Origin of the sequence: Schaalia odontolytica (genome assembly GCF_009730335.1) — a bacterium.
GTDB lineage: Bacteria > Actinomycetota > Actinomycetes > Actinomycetales > Actinomycetaceae > Pauljensenia > Pauljensenia dentiphila.
Genome location: NZ_CP046315.1, coordinates 67,877 through 86,413 on the forward strand (window position 1 = coordinate 67,877; position 18,537 = coordinate 86,413).

General features: G+C 66.7%; 18 protein-coding genes. 13 read left to right on the forward strand and 5 right to left on the reverse strand.

Features of this window, described 5'->3' with window-relative positions:
* Positions 1–248 precede the first annotated feature (248 nt).
* The 9 genes from FOC40_RS00315 (at position 249) to FOC40_RS00355 (ending at position 8,926) form a co-directional block, all read left to right on the forward strand.
* Positions 249–1,175, forward strand: a complete 927-nt coding sequence (locus FOC40_RS00315; protein WP_003797334.1) for an ABC transporter permease — start codon at positions 249–251, stop codon at positions 1,173–1,175.
* Positions 1,168–2,136 (forward strand): ABC transporter permease, encoded by a 969-nt coding sequence (locus tag FOC40_RS00320; protein WP_003791753.1) that lies wholly within the window; start codon positions 1,168–1,170, stop codon positions 2,134–2,136. Before FOC40_RS00315 ends, FOC40_RS00320 begins: the two co-directional genes overlap by 8 nt.
* Positions 2,133–4,046 (forward strand): dipeptide ABC transporter ATP-binding protein, encoded by a 1,914-nt coding sequence (locus FOC40_RS00325; RefSeq protein WP_003797336.1) that lies wholly within the window; start codon positions 2,133–2,135, stop codon positions 4,044–4,046. The genes FOC40_RS00320 and FOC40_RS00325 overlap by 4 nt, the downstream gene beginning before the upstream one ends.
* A gap of 803 nt (positions 4,047–4,849) precedes the next feature.
* Positions 4,850–5,572 (forward strand): ABC transporter ATP-binding protein, encoded by a 723-nt coding sequence (locus FOC40_RS00330; RefSeq protein WP_003797338.1) that lies wholly within the window; start codon positions 4,850–4,852, stop codon positions 5,570–5,572.
* Positions 5,573–5,676: 104 nt separating this feature from the next.
* Entirely contained in the window at positions 5,677–6,465 is a 789-nt protein-coding gene (locus FOC40_RS00335) for an ABC transporter permease (RefSeq protein ID WP_003797340.1), read from the forward strand.
* A 9-nt stretch (positions 6,466–6,474) separates the two neighbouring features.
* Positions 6,475–7,578: a sensor histidine kinase gene (locus FOC40_RS00340; RefSeq protein WP_003797342.1), complete on the forward strand. Its 1,104-nt coding sequence runs from the start codon at positions 6,475–6,477 to the stop codon at positions 7,576–7,578.
* A gap of 74 nt (positions 7,579–7,652) precedes the next feature.
* Complete coding sequence (locus FOC40_RS00345) at positions 7,653–8,294, forward strand: response regulator transcription factor (RefSeq protein ID WP_003797345.1); 642 nt, start codon at positions 7,653–7,655, stop codon at positions 8,292–8,294.
* A 40-nt stretch (positions 8,295–8,334) separates the two neighbouring features.
* On the forward strand, positions 8,335–8,538 hold the full coding sequence (locus FOC40_RS00350; protein ID WP_003797348.1) for a type II toxin-antitoxin system VapB family antitoxin: 204 nt from the start codon (positions 8,335–8,337) through the stop codon (positions 8,536–8,538).
* Positions 8,539–8,542: 4 nt separating this feature from the next.
* Positions 8,543–8,926: a type II toxin-antitoxin system death-on-curing family toxin gene (locus FOC40_RS00355; protein ID WP_003797350.1), complete on the forward strand. Its 384-nt coding sequence runs from the start codon at positions 8,543–8,545 to the stop codon at positions 8,924–8,926.
* Here the strand turns inward: FOC40_RS00355 and FOC40_RS00360 are convergent.
* From FOC40_RS00360 to FOC40_RS00375, 4 genes are all read right to left on the reverse strand, one after another.
* Entirely contained in the window at positions 8,913–9,767 is an 855-nt protein-coding gene (locus FOC40_RS00360) for a VanZ family protein (RefSeq protein ID WP_003797352.1), read from the reverse strand. The two genes, FOC40_RS00355 and FOC40_RS00360, sit on opposite strands and share 14 nt — an antisense overlap.
* Before the next feature lie 175 nt (positions 9,768–9,942).
* Positions 9,943–10,680, reverse strand: coding sequence for an HNH endonuclease family protein (locus tag FOC40_RS00365; RefSeq protein WP_003797354.1), 738 nt, complete (start codon positions 10,678–10,680; stop codon positions 9,943–9,945).
* A gap of 118 nt (positions 10,681–10,798) precedes the next feature.
* Positions 10,799–12,211 (reverse strand): amino acid permease, encoded by a 1,413-nt coding sequence (locus FOC40_RS00370; RefSeq protein ID WP_003797360.1) that lies wholly within the window; start codon positions 12,209–12,211, stop codon positions 10,799–10,801.
* A gap of 96 nt (positions 12,212–12,307) precedes the next feature.
* The gene (locus FOC40_RS00375; protein ID WP_034512020.1) at positions 12,308–13,006 is read right to left on the reverse strand and encodes a trimeric intracellular cation channel family protein; all 699 of its coding nucleotides are present in this window, start codon (positions 13,004–13,006) and stop codon (positions 12,308–12,310) included.
* Positions 13,007–13,122: 116 nt separating this feature from the next.
* Here FOC40_RS00375 and FOC40_RS00380 point away from each other — a divergent pair, with 116 nt between their 5' ends.
* Positions 13,123–14,136, forward strand: coding sequence for a PfkB family carbohydrate kinase (locus FOC40_RS00380; protein WP_231126025.1), 1,014 nt, complete (start codon positions 13,123–13,125; stop codon positions 14,134–14,136).
* 783 nt (positions 14,137–14,919) lie between these two features.
* Here the strand turns inward: FOC40_RS00380 and FOC40_RS00385 are convergent.
* Positions 14,920–15,633 (reverse strand): alpha/beta hydrolase, encoded by a 714-nt coding sequence (locus FOC40_RS00385; protein ID WP_003797364.1) that lies wholly within the window; start codon positions 15,631–15,633, stop codon positions 14,920–14,922.
* A 378-nt stretch (positions 15,634–16,011) separates the two neighbouring features.
* Between FOC40_RS00385 and FOC40_RS00390 the strand changes: the two genes are divergently transcribed.
* From FOC40_RS00390 to FOC40_RS00400, 3 genes are all read left to right on the forward strand, one after another.
* Positions 16,012–16,308, forward strand: coding sequence for a hypothetical protein (locus FOC40_RS00390; protein ID WP_003797367.1), 297 nt, complete (start codon positions 16,012–16,014; stop codon positions 16,306–16,308).
* Positions 16,305–17,456 (forward strand): VIT1/CCC1 transporter family protein, encoded by a 1,152-nt coding sequence (locus FOC40_RS00395; protein ID WP_003797369.1) that lies wholly within the window; start codon positions 16,305–16,307, stop codon positions 17,454–17,456. The genes FOC40_RS00390 and FOC40_RS00395 overlap by 4 nt, the downstream gene beginning before the upstream one ends.
* Positions 17,457–17,527: 71 nt before the next feature.
* A complete protein-coding gene (locus FOC40_RS00400) occupies positions 17,528–18,499 on the forward strand; it encodes an ADP-ribosylglycohydrolase family protein (RefSeq protein WP_003797371.1) in 972 nt (323 codons plus the stop codon).
* Positions 18,500–18,537: the final 38 nt, after the last annotated feature.

Below are 18,537 nucleotides of genomic sequence, written 5' to 3' on the forward strand. Positions count from 1 at the left end.
CGGGCATCTTCTTGACAGCCGCAAACACATCCACGCAGCTCAGCGACGCACCGCACACCCGCATTGACGCGGCACACACTTTCATCTCAAAACAGCATCACGGGATTGATGCGGCTGACAAATTCAGAGACTGATGCGCCATTTGCCCATTCTTTACCCTATGATGAGACCATAGTCGGCCTCGCCTGCGAGGCTCCGCCAGGGATCGGTACCTCCCCTCCCACGACACGAACACTAAAGGATTGTCCATGCTCCGCTACATCGGACGGCGACTCCTCCAGACCATCCCGGTCTTCTTCGGAGCCACCTTTCTGATCTTCGCGATGGTCTACCTGATGCCAGGTGACCCCGTCGCCGCACTCGGCGGCGACCGCGGCCTCTCCGAGGCCGCCGCCGCGCAGATCCGCGCCCAGTACAACCTGGACAAGCCCTTCTGGATGCAGTACCTGCTGTACCTTAAGGGAGTCTTCACCCTCGACTTCGGCACCGCGTTCAACGGCCAGAAGGTTACGTCCATCATGGCGACCGCCTTCCCGACGACCGCGAGGCTCGCCATCTACGCCCTCGCCATCGAGACCTTCCTCGGTATCGGCCTCGGCGTCGTCGCAGGCATGCGCCGCGGCAAGTGGTTCGACTCCACGATCCTCGTGGTCTCCCTGCTGCTGATCTCCGTCCCCACCTTCGTTCTGGGCTTCGTCCTCCAGTACGTCCTGGGTGTTCAGCTCGCGATCCTTCCGACCACGGCCTCGGCCTCCGTCGACATTAAGAGCCTGACCATGCCCGCCATGGTGCTCGGCGGCGTGTCCCTGGCCTACGTCATCCGACTGACCCGCCAGTCCGTCTCCGAGAACGTTTCCGCGGACTACGTGCGCACCGCGCGCGCCAAAGGCCTGTCTGGCGGCGTCGTCATGACGCGCCACATCCTGCGCAACTCCCTCATCCCCGTCGCCACCTTCATCGGTGGCGACCTCGGCGCCCTCATGGGCGGCGCGATCATCACCGAGGGCATCTTCAACATCCACGGCGTCGGCGGCACCCTGTGGAACGCCATCATCAAGGGCGAACCCCAGACCGTCGTGTCGGTGACAACAGTGCTCGTGCTGGTCTACATCATCGCGAACCTGATCGTCGACCTCCTGTACGCCGTGCTCGACCCGAGGATCCGCTATGAGTGACCAGATTCCTTCCGCCAACATCACCCGCACCCGCGCGGGCCAGGACCACTACGTCTCCGACATCGACGAGACCGGCCTCGGTGCCGTCGACGCGGTCGCCGACGAGGGCGCGCCCTCGTCCATGTGGGGCGAGGCCTGGAAGCGCCTGCGCCGCCGCCCGACCTTCTGGATCGCCGCGTTCATCATCGCGCTCGCCGCGCTCCTCGCGCTCTTCCCCTCGCTCTTTACCGCGACAGACCCGAAGTTCTGCGAACTCTCCTCGTCTCTCGCCGGCCCCTCCGCCGGACACCCCTTCGGCTTCGACAAACAGGGCTGCGACATCTACGCCCGCGTCGTCTACGGTGCCCGCGCATCCGTGTCCGTCGGCATCCTCACAACCCTCGCCGTCGTGCTGATCGGCGGCACCATCGGCGCGCTGGCCGGCTACTTCGGCGGCTGGTTCGACGCTCTGCTCTCACGCATCACCGACGTGTTCTTCGCGATCCCGCTGCTCCTCGCAGCGATCGTGTTCATGCAGATGTTCAAGGGCTCGCGCTCCATCGCCATGGTCGTCATCGTCCTGTCCATGTTCGGCTGGACCTCCATCGCGCGTATCACCCGCGGCTCGGTCCTATCCGCGAAGAACGAAGAATTCGTGACGGCGGCCCGCGCGACCGGCGCATCCCGCGCACGCATCCTCCTGAGCCACATCATCCCCAACTCGATGGCCCCCATCATCGTGTACGCGACCGTCGCGCTGGGCACCTTCATCGTGTCCGAGGCCTCCCTGTCCTTCATGGGCATCGGCCTGCCGACGTCGGTCGTCTCCTGGGGCGCTGACATCTCGTCCGCTCAGACGTCCCTGCGCACCAACCCGATGGTCCTGTTCTACCCGGGCGCGGCCCTGGCCCTGACCGTCCTCAGCTTCATCATGATGGGCGACGCCGTGCGCGAAGCCCTCGACCCGAAGGCACGCAAGTGAGCGAAACGAACACCCCCCAGCTCTCCGACAAGGAGATGGAAGAGATCGTCGAACGAGCCGTCGCCGCCGGCACGGCCCCGGCCTCGTCCGACATTCACCCAGACGACGCGCAGCCCCTGCTTAAGATCACGGACCTGGAGGTCACTTTCACCTCCTCGACCGGCGTCGTCCCCGCCGTGCGCGGCGCGAACCTGACGATCTACCCCGGCCAGACCGTCGCCATCGTCGGCGAGTCCGGCTCCGGTAAGTCCACGACCGCCGCCGCCGTCATCGGCCTGCTGCCGGGCACCGGCAAGGTCGCGGGCGGAAAGATCGAGTTTGACGGGCGCGACATCACCCACCTGACCACCAGTGAGTGGGTGGAGCTGCGCGGATCCGGCATCGGCCTCGTCCCCCAGGACCCGATGAGCAACCTCAACCCCGTGCTCCGCGTGGGCAAGCAGGTCAAGGAAGCCCTCATCGCGAACGAGGTCGTACCCCGCTCCGAGGTCGGACAGCGCGTCACCGCCCTTCTCGAGGAAGCCGGCCTGCCCGACGCGGAACGCCGCGCCAAGCAGTTCCCCCACGAGTTCTCCGGCGGCATGCGCCAGCGCGCGCTTATCGCCATCGGCATGGCCGCGCACCCCAAGCTGCTGATCGCCGACGAGCCGACCTCCGCCCTGGACGTCACCGTCCAGCGCCGCATCCTCGACCACCTCGGCAAGCTCACCGCCGAGATGGGCACCGCCGTGCTGTTCATTACGCACGACCTCGGCCTGGCGGCCGAGCGCGCCGAGCAGCTCGTCGTCATGCACCGCGGCCGCATCGTCGAGTCCGGCCCCGCCCTCGAGATCCTCCAGCACCCCCAGCACCCCTACACGAAACGTCTCGTGTCCGCCGCGCCCTCCCTGGCCTCGGCGCGGATCGAGTCCGCGCACAAGCGGGGGATCGCGGTCACCGACGAGGAGCTCGTCGGCGCCGGCAAGGGTGCGACCTCCACGGACGCCATCATCCGCGTCGAGAACCTCACGAAGGAATTCGACATCCGCGGTGCCAAGAAGGGCAACGACACCTTCCTGGCCGTCGACGACGTTTCCTTCGAGCTGCGCCGGGGCACGACCCTTGCGGTCGTCGGCGAGTCCGGCTCCGGCAAATCCACCGCCGCGAACATGGTGCTCCAGCTCCTCAAGCCCACCAAGGGCAAAGTCTACTTCGACGGCGAGGACACCTCGCAGATGAGCGAGGCGGAGCTCTTCCGCCTGCGCCGCCGCCTCCAGGCCGTGTTCCAGAACCCCTACGGCTCCCTGGATCCCATGTACTCGATCTACCGCCTGATCGAAGAGCCGCTGAAGATCCACGGATACGGCTCCCTGGAGTACGCGCGCGCCGAAATCAAGCGCGCCGAGGCCACGGGCCGCGAGCCCGAAGAGTGGATGCGCGTCCTCGTCGAGGCCGCCGACGCGAAGCGTTCGCTGACCGCCGCCGAGAAAGGCCAGTTCAACCCGAAGAAGCTGCGCATCGCGCGCGCTTCCGAGCTGCTCGACATGGTGGCCCTGCCGCGTAGCGCCATGCGCCGCTACCCGAACGAGCTCTCTGGCGGCCAGCGCCAGCGCGTGGCCGTGGCCCGCGCCCTCGCGCTCAACCCGGAGGTCATCGTCCTGGACGAAGCCGTGTCCGCCCTCGACGTGCTGGTGCAGAACCAGATCCTGTACCTGCTCAACGACCTGCAGGCACAGCTGGGCCTGTCCTACCTGTTCATCACGCACGACCTGGCCGTTGTCCGCCAGATCGCCGACGACGTGATCGTCATGGAGAAGGGCAAGCTCGTCGAGGCCAACTCGACGGACGAGCTGTTCAACAACCCGGTCCAGGACTACACGCGCGAGCTGATCGAGGCCGTCCCCGGCCGCAACATCCAGCTCAACCTGTGAGCAACTGACACACGCGAGTGTGGGGCCCGAGGCGCTGCGGCGCTTCGGGCCCCTCGCTGTGTCCTGCCGGGTTGCTTGGCCCGATTGATGATGTTGCTTGTGGCCCCACGGGTGTTCCGGGCGCCGTCGGGCCCGGGTGGCGTCGGGTCCGGGTACCCACCACACCGGCGGCGATGGGGGTTTTGCAGCATTAGGAGGTGGCTGGCGGCGTGTCGCCGGCATGTCACACCCCTAATGACGCATTTCCCCCGTTTGGGGGCGGCCAGGTCCCGACGGGAGGCGGTGTGGCCGCCAAACTGCAGACCACCTCGGCGAACAACGCTGATAACGGCCTGTTGTGACTGATTGGGTCTGCGCTGTCGTGGTTTCGGTCTTAGTCATCGTGTGTTGTTCGCACGTGGGCCCTTGAACCTGCGCGTCAACCCTTAGACGCGCACATAAACCCCTAGACATGCGCCTGGGCTGCGCCGCCCACGCGCATATCATCGGGTTAACGTGCGAGGTATCGGGCCCACGTGCGAGGTATCGGGCCCACGCTACACAAGCCGGGCCCAGGCGCAAGGTGACGGGCTCGCCGGCGGAGCCAGCGACTGATCAAACCAATGTCGCATGCATTGTCCCTATCAACCTTTCACACATTGAAATGGCATCTTCGCAATTCCAACGTTTCCAGGGATTGCAGGATACTAGCTCGGGGAGATTGCATGCGACTGTCGGGGGACGCCACCCCTGACATTTGTCACGGCACCACCTGCATCAAAGGGCACTTCCGGGACCATTAATACGGGCGCAGACTGGGAGCCATGAACGCAGAAGCAACGCCCGCCCTCCAGGCGACAAACATTCACCAGTCTTTCGGCCACGTCGACGCGCTACGCGGCGTGAACCTGACCCTCATGCCCGGCGAGATCGTGGCACTCCTCGGCGTCAACGGCGCGGGCAAGAGCACTTTCCTGGACATCGTCCTCGGCCTGGCCACCCCCACGCAGGGCGACATCAGCGTCTACGGCATGAGCCCGCGCGAGGCCGTGCGCCGCTCCCTCGTGAGCGCGATGCTTCAGACCGGATCGATGCCGCGCAACGGGAAGGTCCGCAACACGATCGACCTGGTCGCCGCAATGCACGCCAACCCAATCCCCACCGACGAGCTCCTCGAACGCACAAACCTCACCAAGCTCGCCAAGCGCCCCCTCGACAAGCTTTCCGGAGGCGAGCGCCAGCGCGTGCGCCTCGCCCTCGCACTGGCCGGCAACCCGGAATTCCTGATCCTCGACGAGCCGACCGCCGGCATGGATGCGCTGGCCCGCCGCGCCTTCTGGGAGACGATGCGCGCCGAGGCCGCGGAGGGCCGCACGCTCCTCTTCGCCACGCACTACCTGACCGAGGCCCGCAAGGACGCCGACCGCATCGTGATCATTGACGCCGGGAAGGTCCTCCTGGACGCTCCCACCGAGCAGGTCGTCGCCGACAACGAGGACCTCGAAGACGTCTTCGAGCGCATCACCTCCCACACCGACGCCGAGTGAGCGCGACGAACGCCCACCCCGATGAGCCGTCCCCAGCCGCGTCCCGAGGCCAACGCCGAGGCCCACGCCCCACGAACGCAGACACGACACACGAAGAAGGCATCATGACCACCCAGGCACCCGCACGAGCCACCGACCGACCGATTCCCTCCCCCTTCACCGGAGCGGGCAAGCTGTGGCGCGCGACTTTCCTGTCCCACATCCTCAACCCGTGGAACATGGCGTTTGCCCTGCTGCTCCCCATGTTCATGTACGCGATGTTCGGCATGACCGATGTTGCGCGCACGACCCAGACCGGGCGCGGGAACCTGGCAGCCGCGATGATCGCGATGATGACCACGTACGGCGTCATCCTGGTCGGAGGCTCGCTCGGCGCGACGCTGTCCGTCGAGCGCACGACCGGCATCTCGCGCATGTACGCGCTGACCCCCATCCAGCCGTGGGTGATCCTCCTCGTACGCCTCACGGCCCTCGTGGCGCTGAGCGCGTTTATCACACTCATCACCTTCAGCTTTGGCCTGGCCACGGGCGCGCAGATGACCCCGGGCGCGTGGGCGGCCAGCGCCGCGGTCGTCGTCGCCCTGTCGGCCCTGGGTGCGCTCATCGGCCTGGCCTGCGGATACACGATCAAGGGTGAGAACGCCTACAGCGCCTCCGCGTTCGTCATGCTGATGGGCGCGTTCGTGTCCGGCATGTTCATCCCGCTGGACCAGCTGCCGCCTTTCGTCGCACAGATCGCGCCCTTCACACCTCTGTACGGCGCCGTCCAGGCGATCTACGCCGTCGCCGGAACCGTGACGATGCCGACCGCCGCGTGGCTCAACATCGCCGGGTGGGCGGTCATCACGGCCGGCATCGCCTGGTGGGGTGCGTCCCACGACACGGGTCGATAGGCTGTTGCCATGAAGGAGCGCTTGATCTCCCTGGCGTGGGCGGCCCCGTGGATGCTGTTCATGGGCTTCCCCCTGGCCTACGCCCTGGAGTTGACGGATACCGCCCAGCGCGCGGGCATCATCGGGCTGTGCGCCCTCCTCGCGGCCGCTAACTCGGCGGTGTGGCTGACCAATCCCCTTCCAGCACGCAACTCTTTCACGAGGCCATTCATCCTCTCACACGCGGCGCTGGCGGCGGCGACGGCCATCTACCTCGTCTACGCGACCGCTGTCGGTTTCCCGTACGCATTCATGCTGACGTCGTATCTGCTGGTCGCATGGATTTTCCAGGCGCCAATTCGCTTCGTCCCCTCGGGCGTCGTGCCGATCGTCGCCATTGCGGGCGTGGCCGCTTATGCCGAGGGAGAGCCACTGTGGATGATCTGGTACCTGGCCCTCCTCATCGGTTTCGTGGGGGTTGCCCGTTGGGGCATGGAACGCTCGGCCCGTGAGCGCCTGCGCCGCCAGGACGCGATTCAGCGCGCGAAGGCCGCCGAGCGTGCGCGCCTGAGCACGGACCTGCACGATATCCTCGGGCACTCGCTGACGGGGATCACGATGGTGTCCGAGCTGGCGGGTCGCCTCCTGGAGGCGGGTCGCGTGGAGGAGGCGCGCGAGCAGCTGCGCGCGGTCACGGCTCAGTCGAACGAGGCCTTGGCTGACGTCCGCCGCATCGTGGCGGCAACGCGGGCCCTGTCGCCCGTCGAGGAGCTTGAGGAGGCCCGTGCCCTCCTGGAGGTCGCGCGCGTCGACGCCGACATCACGAACGAGGGAGAGCCGCCGTCGGGTCCTCGTTCGGCTGCGGCGGCTCACGTGATCCGTGAGGGCGTCACGAACGCGATCATGCACGCGCACCCCTCGTGGGTCCGCATCCGCCTCTCCCCCGGCGGCGTAACCGTCACCAACGACGGTTACTCAGCCGCCTACGCCGCGTCGAGCGCGGGATCAGGGTCGGGCCTGGCGGGCCTGTCCGAGCTGGTCGGCGACGAGGGCACACTTTCCTGGGGCGCGTCGGGCTCCACGTGGACGCTCGCGCTGTCCTTCGGCTCCGAACCCAACGCTCGCTCATCCTGAGGGGCGGGCACACCCGAGAGATGATCCTCTGATCTGCGCTAGCCTGGTACCCCAAGCGCAGACAGGAGGGTGACGTGACGATTCGGGTACTCGTGGCCGACGATCAGGCGATGATTCGCGGTGCCCTGGCGGGGCTGCTGGACCTGGAGCGCGACATCAAGGTCGTCGCGCAGGCCGCAGATGGCGCGCAGGCCCTCGAGGAGCTGGCGCGCGTGGCATCAGCGGACGACCCGGCCCGCAGGGGCACCCCCGTCGACGTCGCCATCATCGACATCGAGATGCCCCGTATGGACGGCATCACGGCCACGCAGGCAATTCGCTCACGTTTCCCGGGCGTGCGCGTGCTCATCGTGACGACATTCGGGCGCCCGGGATACCTGCAGCGCGCCCTCGACGCGGGTGCCACGGGCTTCATGGTCAAGGATGCACCGGTCGAAGCCCTGGCCGACGGAGTGCGCACGGTGGCTGCGGGGGGCCGCGCGATCGACCAGAGCCTGGCCCTCGAGGCGCTGTCGGCGGGCTCCTCACCCCTGACGGACCGCGAGGCCGACGTTTTACGCGAGGTCGAGGGCGGCGGCACCATCGCGGACATCGCTCACTCGCTGGGGCTCAGCCAGGGGACGGTGCGCAACCACGTGTCGTCGTCGATGCTGAAGATGGACGCGCGCACGCGCGCCGAGGCCGCGTCCCTGGCCCGCGCCGCAGGCTGGTTGTAGGCAGGCCGCGCAAGTGGTATCAGAGTGATACCATGTCGATATGGCTATGACACTTCGACTCGACGAGGAACACGCACGCAAGCTGGACGAGCTCGCCCAGCGTTCCGGCACGTCCAAACACGATGCAGTGCTGCGCGCCATCGATGAGGAATTCAACCGCATGACCCACCGTCAGCGCGTCACCGACGCACTCAACCAAACCGTTGAGCGCTGGGGGGACGCACTTGAGCGACTCGGCCAGTAACACTATGCCGTGCGAGTTTCTCTCGCTTGAGGACCTCCTGGATATTATGACTGCACTGAGAATCGGTCCTGTCCGGGATCTCGGCCTCCTCAATGCGGCGGCACTGCGCCCCCAAACAACGTTGATGGGCCAGGACGCCTACCCGTCCACCGCCGCCAAAGCCGCAGCCCTCCTCGAGTCGCTCACGAAAAATCACGCGCTCATCGATGGAAACAAACGCCTTGCATGGGCCGCATGTTCCGTTTTCCTATCACTCAACGCGCTCGAGATCCGGGAGACCGTTTCCAACGATGACGTGTACGAGCTTGTCATCGCCGTCGCTTCCTCTGACGTGACGTTTGAGCACGTCTGCATCACATTGTCGGAATGGACGGCTACGCACCCATGAAGCGCGAGTTGCGTGCCATGAAGGGCAGCAGGCGCACGCCCGCGTAGGTGCCCAGCGTGTTCATGATGATGTCGTCGATGTCGACGACTCGGTAGGTGCAGGGCACGACGCCGAACAGGCCCGTGTACTGGGTCAGCTCGATAAGGCAGGAGACAGCACAGCCGATCACCACCCACGCCAGGACGCGGCGGTGCGGGATCGATCGAGCCAGGCGAGATCCGTCGGCGGGCGCACCCTCGGGGGCACGCCGCATGCGGCGGATGCGCCACGTGGTCTCCACGAGGGACCCCAGGGGCACAAACAGCGCGATGTTCAGCAGGATCGACAGCGCGTACAGGGTGCCACGCAGACTCTCGCCGTCGCGGAACTGGTCGGCGACAGCCACGAACGATCCGAACGGCGTGTAGTTATCCCAGTGGATGATCGCGGCACACGCAGCCACCGGGTCGGAGGGCAGCGGCAGCAGCGTGAAAATCAGCAGGCCTGCCACGTACAGAATCCAGGCGAGAGGCAGGGCGCGCGGGAGCCTCCACTTCGACGAGGCGGGGACCGCGACCGCGGGAATCTCTGCCGTCGTCGGGGTGTCCGGGTTCTCCTCGCGAGGCAGGAGCGCACTCGTCTGTTTCGAGCGACGATAGATGAGCGGCAATGCTTGAACGACGGTCAGGCGCGCACGGCTCACCCGCCCGGCGCTCTGAACGGAGTCGGTCGAGGCCTCGGCACGCCCCGCGGTGACACTGGGTTCACCTCGGCGCCCGAACCACCACCACAGCGCGCACGTGATCGCGCAGACAGTGACGTAAAGGCCCAGATCAAGCGCCCAGTTAATTGCCGTGTACATGTCACCCCTCCCCTTGAGGGGAACATTACCGGCGTTATCGGGCAATGTTGCGGACGTGCGCTCAGTTCCACACGAGATGGACACATCGTGAGAAAACGCCTGGGAAACCACTGGAAATTGCTGGTCAGAACTGCGCGTCACAACGGCGCATGGCGCAGGGCTAGCACCCCGCCCATCACCCGGAACAGATAGACAGCTGCTCGGCGAGCGCGTCCTGTTCAGCCCGAGTCACGCTCAGCCCGTACGCGTTTTTGACGGCGATCTGGCGCTTCACGTAGTCGCAGCGGAACGCGGTATTGGGCGGCAGCCACTGATCCGCGGACGAGGCCGATTTGTCCTCGTTAGCCTGGCCATCCACCGCGAGCAGGTTCTCCGGGTCGTTGGCGAATTCCTGGCGGCGCTGCGCGTCCCACTGCCAGGCGCCCGAGCGCCACGCGTCCGCGAGGGCGACGACGTGGTCGATCTGCACCAGGGACGAGGTCTTGTCCCCCCTCTGGAACTCGATCGTGGCACCCGTGTAGGGCTCAGCGAGCGTGCCCGACAGGACCACGCAATCGCGCGTGCCCGGCTTGAAAGTGGGGCGCGCCAGGTCGCGGGCAAGAATGTCATTGCGGGTGTCGCAGCCGTTGCGGTCGGTGTCCGCCCAGCGCTGCCCGAAGGCCTCGCGGTCATACGCCGGCGCGGCCGGATCGTCGACCGACTCTCGGACCGTGAGCTCACGCAGCTGGCGGGCAGCCTCGCTATCCGGCAGAGAGGACAGCGCCTGCCCGCTGCGCAGCGGCGGCCACCCCAGGCGCGAACGCAGGCCCAGCAGATCCCAGCCGACGCCGGGCGCGAACGCCCACACGAGCGCCGCGAGAATCACCAGCAGGAGGACCGTGTCCCCAACGCTCCTGCGTCGCTTGCGCGCCATCTCCCTCTTCTTCCTCTCACAACACTCACACAATGAGGGCACCCCGAGCGGTCGGGGTGCCCTCATGATGCACCCACCCACCGGCATCTGCGTCCAGGCGGCGAGTGCCTGTGGATAATTAGGCCCTCTTGCGCGACCCCACCAGCTGGCGCACGAAGTAAATCGCTACGATCACAAGCGTGAGCGCACCCATGGAGACCAGCTGAGCCCGGCCCTCGTCGCTCATGAGCATGAGGACACCGATCCCACCCAGACCCGCGAGGACCAGCCACGGCAGCCACGGCCACCCGGGCATACGAATCACGAGAGAGCCCGAGCGCTCCAGCGAGGGGTGCAAACGCATCAGCGAGATGATGATGAACGTCCACACGATCAGCAGAACCATACCGATCGCGTTAATGAGCATGGTCAGGATCGAACCGGGCAGGTACCAGTTACCCAGGACGGCCAGCAGCGCCAGCACGACGACGAGGCCGACCGCGCGCTTCGGGGTCCGTCCAGCCTCAATGTCACCCTGGAGCTCGGTAGCCAGGAGCGCCTCGTCGTCCTCGAGGGCCGCCTCAACGACGGAACGTGCGCGCGCCTTATTGGAGGCCGAGGCACCCAGCAGCCAGCGCGGTCCCATGTCGCGCGCAGACAGTGAGTAGGCCATGCGGGAGGAGGCGTAGATGTTCGCAGAGAACGCGGAAATCAGCGCCATGAAGATGATGACGTTCATGAGCGTACCGACCGCAGGGACGCCCGCCATTTCAAGGATCGCAGCGAAAGCGTTCGTATTCATCGCCTCGCTGTCCCAGGGCAGCAGCGCTATCAGCAGGATGACGGACCCGACGTAGAACACGAGGATACGGGTGACGACCGAGCGAATCGCGCTGCTCATGGCGGCGCGGGGATCCTCGGCCTCGGCGGCGGCGATCGTCACGATCTCCAGGCCACCGAAGGACGTGATGACCGCCAGGAGAGCGACCGCGATACCCGACAGGCCATTGGGTGCGAAACCGTTATGCCCCAGCACGTTCTGCAGCACGCCCTCGTGACCCGGCAGGGGGCCGACGATCGCCGTGCGCGCAACCAGGTACACGCCCACGCCCAGGAAGGCGATGATCGCGACGATCTTCACCATCGACAGCCAGGCCTCGATTTCACCGTACTGCCCGGCCGCCAGCAGGTTAATACCGCCAATAACAACGACAATTACGAGGGCAACCACCCACTGCGGAACTGCGGGGAACCAGCCGACGAAGAACGTCGCCGCGCCCGTCACCTCCAGACCCGACACCATGATGAGCATGACCCAATACAGCCACCCGATCGTGAACCCGGCCCACCGACCGATCCCAGCCTCGGCGTAGGACGAGAAGGACCCCGTCGACGGCAGAGACGAGGCCAGTTCCGCGAGAGCCAGCATGACCGACACGACGATGATGGCCGCCAGGGCGTAGGACACGATGACAGCCGGACCGGCCTGATGGATCGCGGAACCCGTGCCCAGGAAGAAGCCAGCACCGATGGCGAGGCCCAGGGCCATCATGGACAGGTGCCATGTCTTGAACGGCTTACGCGCGGAGGCGGCCGACGCGGCGGGAGCTGAAGAAGCGGGTGTTGATTTGGGAGTCACACCGCCATACTAACGCTTGCCCCCACGCAGAGCTTTTAACTGCGAATATGTGAGAGTGATGGTCCACTCGCGGGTCTGGGGAAGCTTCCAGCGGCGCCAGTGCGCCATTCCTGTGAACACGAGGCCCACGATGATGGACGCGCCCATGCCCAGGACCGGCTGGCCCATGTGCCAGAAGATGACGGTGACCAGCGAGCACGCGAACGCGGGGGTCGCGTAGAGGTTGTTGCCACCAAAGACGCGCGGCACGAGGCCTGCGGAGATGTCACGGACCATGCCGCCGCCGATCGCCGTCATGATGCCCATGAGGATCGCCGGCATGATCGCGAACCCCGCGTCGAGGGTCTTGATCGCACCGGTCGCACTCCAACAGCCCAGCACCATGCCGTCGGCGATCACGAGGAGCACCGACCACGCGCGCGAATCCATGCGGAAGGCCATCGCGATGAGAGCGCCGACGATCGCGAACCCCAGGTAGTAGGGGTCCGTGATGGCGACGGGCGCTCCGGTGCGCGTCGTCAGGAGCAGGTCACGGATCATGCCGCCCGCGAGCGCCGTCATGATAGCGAGAATGCAGAAGCCGACGGCGTCGAAGTTGCGTTCTCGGGCAACTTTGCCGCCGAGGATACCGTTGAGGAGAACGCCCATGAGATCAATGGCTCGGAAGACCTCGGGCAGGGAGTTGTTCAGCGCGTCGAGCAGGTGCATGGCGATCCGGAGGAGTCGATGAGTGTCGTTGTTCATATGCTACAGGGTTTGTCGGCCTATCAGCGAGAGCCATGGCCATCCCGTCTCGCACGGCCACCGGGTGCGACAATGTCCCCATGACTGCTCTCTTCGCCGGGCTCACGACCCTGGATGTCCTGCATCGACTCGACCACGTGCCGGACCCTTCCCTGAAGGTCACGTCAACGGAATTCACGATGGCCGCAGGCGGTCCCGCGACGAACGCGGCCGTCACGTACGCGGCGCTGTGCGCGGCCTCGCGTGTTGTTTCTGATCCTGAGGACGAGGCCGGGGCCGCCTCGGGCGCTCCCGCTGACTCTGAGGAAACGCCGATTCTGTTGACAGCGCTCGGCGAAGGTCCGGTGTCAGCCTTCCTTGCAGCCGACCTGGCGGCCGTGGGTGTGCGCGTCGTGGACGCGACGGCCCCGGCCTCGTCCCCCGCGTCGCGCGAGCCCGCAGTGTCCTCGATCATTGAGCACCCGAGCGGTCGCATGGTGGCCTCCACGAACGCGCGGCTCGACGCCGACGCGGAGCGCGTGGCGACCGATCTGCCCGAGCGGGTCGGCGCGGTCCTCATCGACGGGCACAACCCGGCGCTCGCGCACGCGGCCCTCACGCTGGGCGTACCCGAGGTCGACGGGGAGGACCCGTTCGCCCCACTCGAGGCTCGCCCGCCGCACCCGCGCATCCTGGATGGCGGCTCATGGAAGGAGTGGCTCACTCCCCTGCTGGGCTTCGTCGACATCGCGGTCGTGTCGGAGGATTTCGCGCCGCCGCTGATGGCGCGTCCGGACGGGGCGCAGGTCGCCGAGTTCCTGCGAGGCTTCGGCGCCACGCGCACTGTGCGCACGCGCGGGGATCGGACCGTGCAGTACTGGTGGGATGGCACGAGCGGCGAGATTCCCGTCGAAGCCGTCCCAGACGCATCAACGCTGGGGGCGGGCGACGCTTTCCATGGGGCTTTCGTGTGGGCGATCGAGCGCGGCGGGGACGCTGACCCGGAGCGCCTCATCCGCTTTGCCTCGTCCGTCGCCGCAGTGTCTGTGTCTTCCTTCGGCACGAGGCAGTGGCTGACTTCCCGGGCTCTCGCTGAGCTGGTGCGCGGCTGGTAGGTGGCCGCTGGCGGGGCACGAGTTGCCCGGCGGGATCCCGCGGCTGCTGGCCCGCGACAAAGTTCGCCCAGCGCAGCCCCTACTACGGTGTTTTCACAAAAAACTCGCCCAGCACGCCACAAACCGCGGATTCTAGGCCTTATCTCGTGCGCTGGGCGAACTTACTCACGCATTCGCCCACCATCAGACCAAGCAGGGCGAACTATTTTGCGCACAGGACACAGCCACGTGGCGACTTTGAAACCAATGACACCTCTGCAGCCACAGATGCAGGCCAGCATGAAACCCCCATCACCACTGCGCGCCCCTGAACAGCAACCATTGAAACCAACAACACCACTGCAACCGAAAAACGCACCAAAAACACCCATGTCTCACCCGCACAGGCGATGACGGTTTCAACCCCACGCACGTACGAGCGAGCAAAGGCGACACCGGTTTCAGACAACCGCACTACCTGGTCTGCAGGGCATGGCCGCGGTGCCCACAGGCGTCGGCAAGGCCTAGCCAATAAGGGTGCAATGGCCCGGATATGAAGTGAGCCAGGCCGCAGAGCCGGTGGGCGGCGGCGGGCCAGGGCGAGCTTCGCGCCAACGCACTCAGCCACGCACAGCGACACAGTGCCGCCGGTGTGGAGGGCGCCGGAGGGACCGGAGGGCACGGGCGGGCTTCGACATCGACCACTCCGAGCCGAAAGCTCGCGTGTGGCGATCTCGCGGGCGGGCAGGCCACGCGGCGCCCGGAACACCAGCGGCGCAACAAGCAGCGCCGGAAATCAGGCGATCAGCGACTCACGGGCACCCAGCGGCTCGCCCACTTGGCGGCAACATCCGCCAGGGTAGGCAGGTGCGCCGAACCGGAGGCGGCGAGCGCGCGATCCACGGCCTCGTCGATGATGGGCACGCCGTCGACCGGCGTGTACTCGCCCGCGATGCCGTCGGGGGCAGCGGTCATTTCGACGAGGGAGCCGTCGGGCAGCAAGTGGAAGACCTCGCGCGTGCGGTCGAGCAGACCGGTCTCCTCATCGAAGGAGTCGTGCGTGATGAGCACCGGGACGCTGAGACCGCGCAGCGCGTCCTCACCGGAGACCATGGACATGTCGGCGAGGGTGCGCTTGGAGATCGTGAACTGCCGGCGCACGGACTCGGAGTCGTCGGGCACGGTCGTGGCCCCGTGGTGCTCAAGGTCGGAGAGCTGCACGTCGGAGAACACGAGGTTCCAGTCGTAGGAAAGGGGACCGAGGACCGGGGAGACCAGCACGTATGTCTGCACGGCGGGCGAGCGCGAGCGCAGCGCGACGGCGGCGCCAAACTCGTGGCCGACGCAGATTTGGCGCGCGAAGCCCTGGTCGGCGAGCCAGCCGGACGCGGAGCGGAAGTCTTCGATGAGGGGGTCGAAGGTGATGATTTCGTCGCCCGAGGCGCCGTGGCCGGAGTAGTCGAAGGTGAGGGTGGCATAGCCGGTGCGACGCAGTGCACGACCGAGTGAATCGAACATGCCCGATGCGTGACGATCCGATAAAAAGGTGTGAGAAAAGATCACCGCGGCGTCGCGGCAGTCCACGGGACGCGTGAATGTACCGGAGAGGGACACTCCCCGGGGCGTCTCAATCGTTATCTGAGTCACGCTATAAACATAGCGCGTGCGGACCACTCACGGAAAGAGGGGCCCACACTGTGCACGAATGTGACAAGGGGACATCTGAGACGAGAAGCATCCGTGAATAATCCCCACTCATGGTGAGGATCGTGCGGCGCGGCAGGCAACGCCACTAAGATGGCACGCATACGCGCCGGTGAGAGCCGCGCCCACGGGGATTGCGAAACACCCGCCACAACGGGACGCCCCACGACCTGCAGCGAGAGAAGGACATTCATGGGAACTAAGACTGGAATCCTCATCGGAATTGGCATCGGATACGTCCTGGGCACCCGAGCAGGCCGCGAGCGCTACGAGCAGATCCGCGCGAACGCCTCGAAGCTGCGCCGTCTCCCGATCGTCGCACGCCCCCTGGATGCGGCGGGCCAGAAGATGTCCGACCTCGTGCGTGCGGGCGGCGAACAGGTGACCGATAAGGTCGCCGACGCCGTGAAGGAACGCCTTTTCGGCGCCCCCGCCTCCGAGCCGACGACGGTTGACGCGCAGGCCACCTCCTCCACGACGCAGCGTTGAGCGCGGTGGGGAACGAGGCCGTGAGTGCAGACCCACAGCTCAACACTCAGGAGCCATCACGCGCGCAGATTAAGCGCTGGCGCAAGCACCTGGCTGAGGAGCGCATGGAGGCTCGCACCTACCGCGATCTTTCTGAGCGCCGGACGGGCGAGGAGCGCGCGGTCCTCTTGCAGCTCGAGGAGGCGGAGCGCCGCCACGAGGAGTATTGGCTGGCGCGCCTGGGCGACCACGCCCTGCCCGCTCCCAAACCGCCGCTGCGCACGCGCGCCGCGTCCGTCCTCGCACACCTTTTTGGCACGATTTTCATTCTGGCGATGGCCCAGCGCGCGGAGCAGCGTTCCGCCCGCGACGTGGATGACGATGTTCCCGCGCACATGCAGGCGGACGAGCACATTCACGCCGAGGTCATTCGTTCCCTGGCGGCAAAGTCCCGCGAGACCCTGGCGGGCACGTTCCGCGCGGCGGTCTTCGGCGCGAACGACGGCCTCGTGTCGAACCTGGCACTCGTGCTGGGTGTGGCGGCGACGGGCGTGGAGCCCCATGTCGTTCTCCTGACGGGCATTTCGGGCCTGCTCGCGGGTGCCCTGTCAATGGGGGCCGGCGAGTGGGTGAGCGTGCGCAGTCAGCGCGAGCTGCTCGACGCCTCGATCCCCGACCCAGACGCGCATCAGGCGGTGCCGGACCTGGACGTGGACGCGAACGAGCTGGCGCTCGTATTCCGCGCGCGCGGCGAGAGCGAGGAGGAGGCCGAGCGGCACGCGAGGCAGGTTTTCGTGCGCCTCGCCAAGCCTGCGAACGGCGAGTCCGGCGCGATCGCGGTACGCGCTGCACTGGGCGGCAGCCCCGAGTCGGACGGTGCGGGCGACCAGGTGGGCACGCCCGTGAAGGCGGCGCTGTCCTCGTTCTGTTTCTTCGCGGCGGGCGCGTTCTTCCCTCTGATTCCCTACCTGCTGGGCATGACCAGCCTGGCGGCGATCGTCGTCGCGGCCGTGATCGTCGGCGTCGCCCTGCTGTTCACGGGCGGCGTGGTCGGCATCCTGTCCGGCCAGTCCCCCGCGCCCCGCGCGCTGCGCCAGCTCATTGTGGGCTACGGCGCCGCGGGTGTCACGTACCTGCTGGGTTGGCTGTTCGGTACATCGATCGCCTGAGTCTTCCACGCCGGGACGGAACGGGACGAGGCCGGGGTCCAGCTGGCGGCCCCCTGTGCGACACTTGGGGCATGTCGGTTTTTCTTTCTCGGGCGCGCGGCGCCCTCATGGGCCTGGCTGTCGGCGACGCGGTGGGCACCACGAATGAGTTCAAGTGGGCGGGCACTTTCGATCCGATCACGGACATGGTGGGCGGAGGGCCTTTCCTCCTGAAGCCCGGGCAGTGGACGGATGACACGTCGATGGCTCTGTGCATCGCGGATTCCCTGCTGGCGCAGGGCCGCTACGACTCGTTCGACGTGATGGACCGCTACCAGCGTTGGTTTTCGGAGGGTTACCGTTCGTCGACGGACAGGTGTTTCGACATCGGCGGCCAGGTGCGCGCCGCGCTATTCGATTTCGAGCACGATCCGCGTGTGCCTGTGACCGCAGAGCGTACGACCAGCGCGGGTAACGGCGCGATCATGCGCCTGGCGCCCATGGTGATCGCTGGGTTCCGCTCGCGTTCCCCTCGCGAGGTCGTCGCGACCGCTCGCTTGAGCGCACGCGAGACGCATTTTTCCGTCGAGGCCGAGGCCGCCACCGAGGTCTTCGCCGCCCTGCTGGTTGGCGCGCTGCTGGGCTGGTCCCCGGAGCAGCTCATGGACGTGTCCTGGGCGTCGACGGGTCAGCCGTTCGACGAGGTGGCCGCGCGGGTGATCAGCCCGGATCCGCGGGTTCGGGCGTCGTGGGAGGCTGAGACCAGCGGTTACATCGTGAACGGTCTTCGCCTGGCGGTGCACGGCCTGCTGGATTTCCCTTCCTTCAAGGATGCAACCCTGGCGATCGCCAACATGGGCGGTGACTCGGATACGAACGCCGCGATTTACGGGCAGCTGGGCGGCGCATTCTATGGGATCGAGGCCATCCCGGCCTCGTGGAGGGAGCGTGTGTACCAGGGGGAGGAGATCGACGAGCTGGCGTGCGCCCTCGTGGATCTGCAACTGGAGGCGCCGGTAACGCGCTTCGACGAAGACCTGCAGGACGAGGCGCCCTCCGCCTGACCGGCGGCCGCCTCTGGCCAGCGACTAGACTGGCGCTA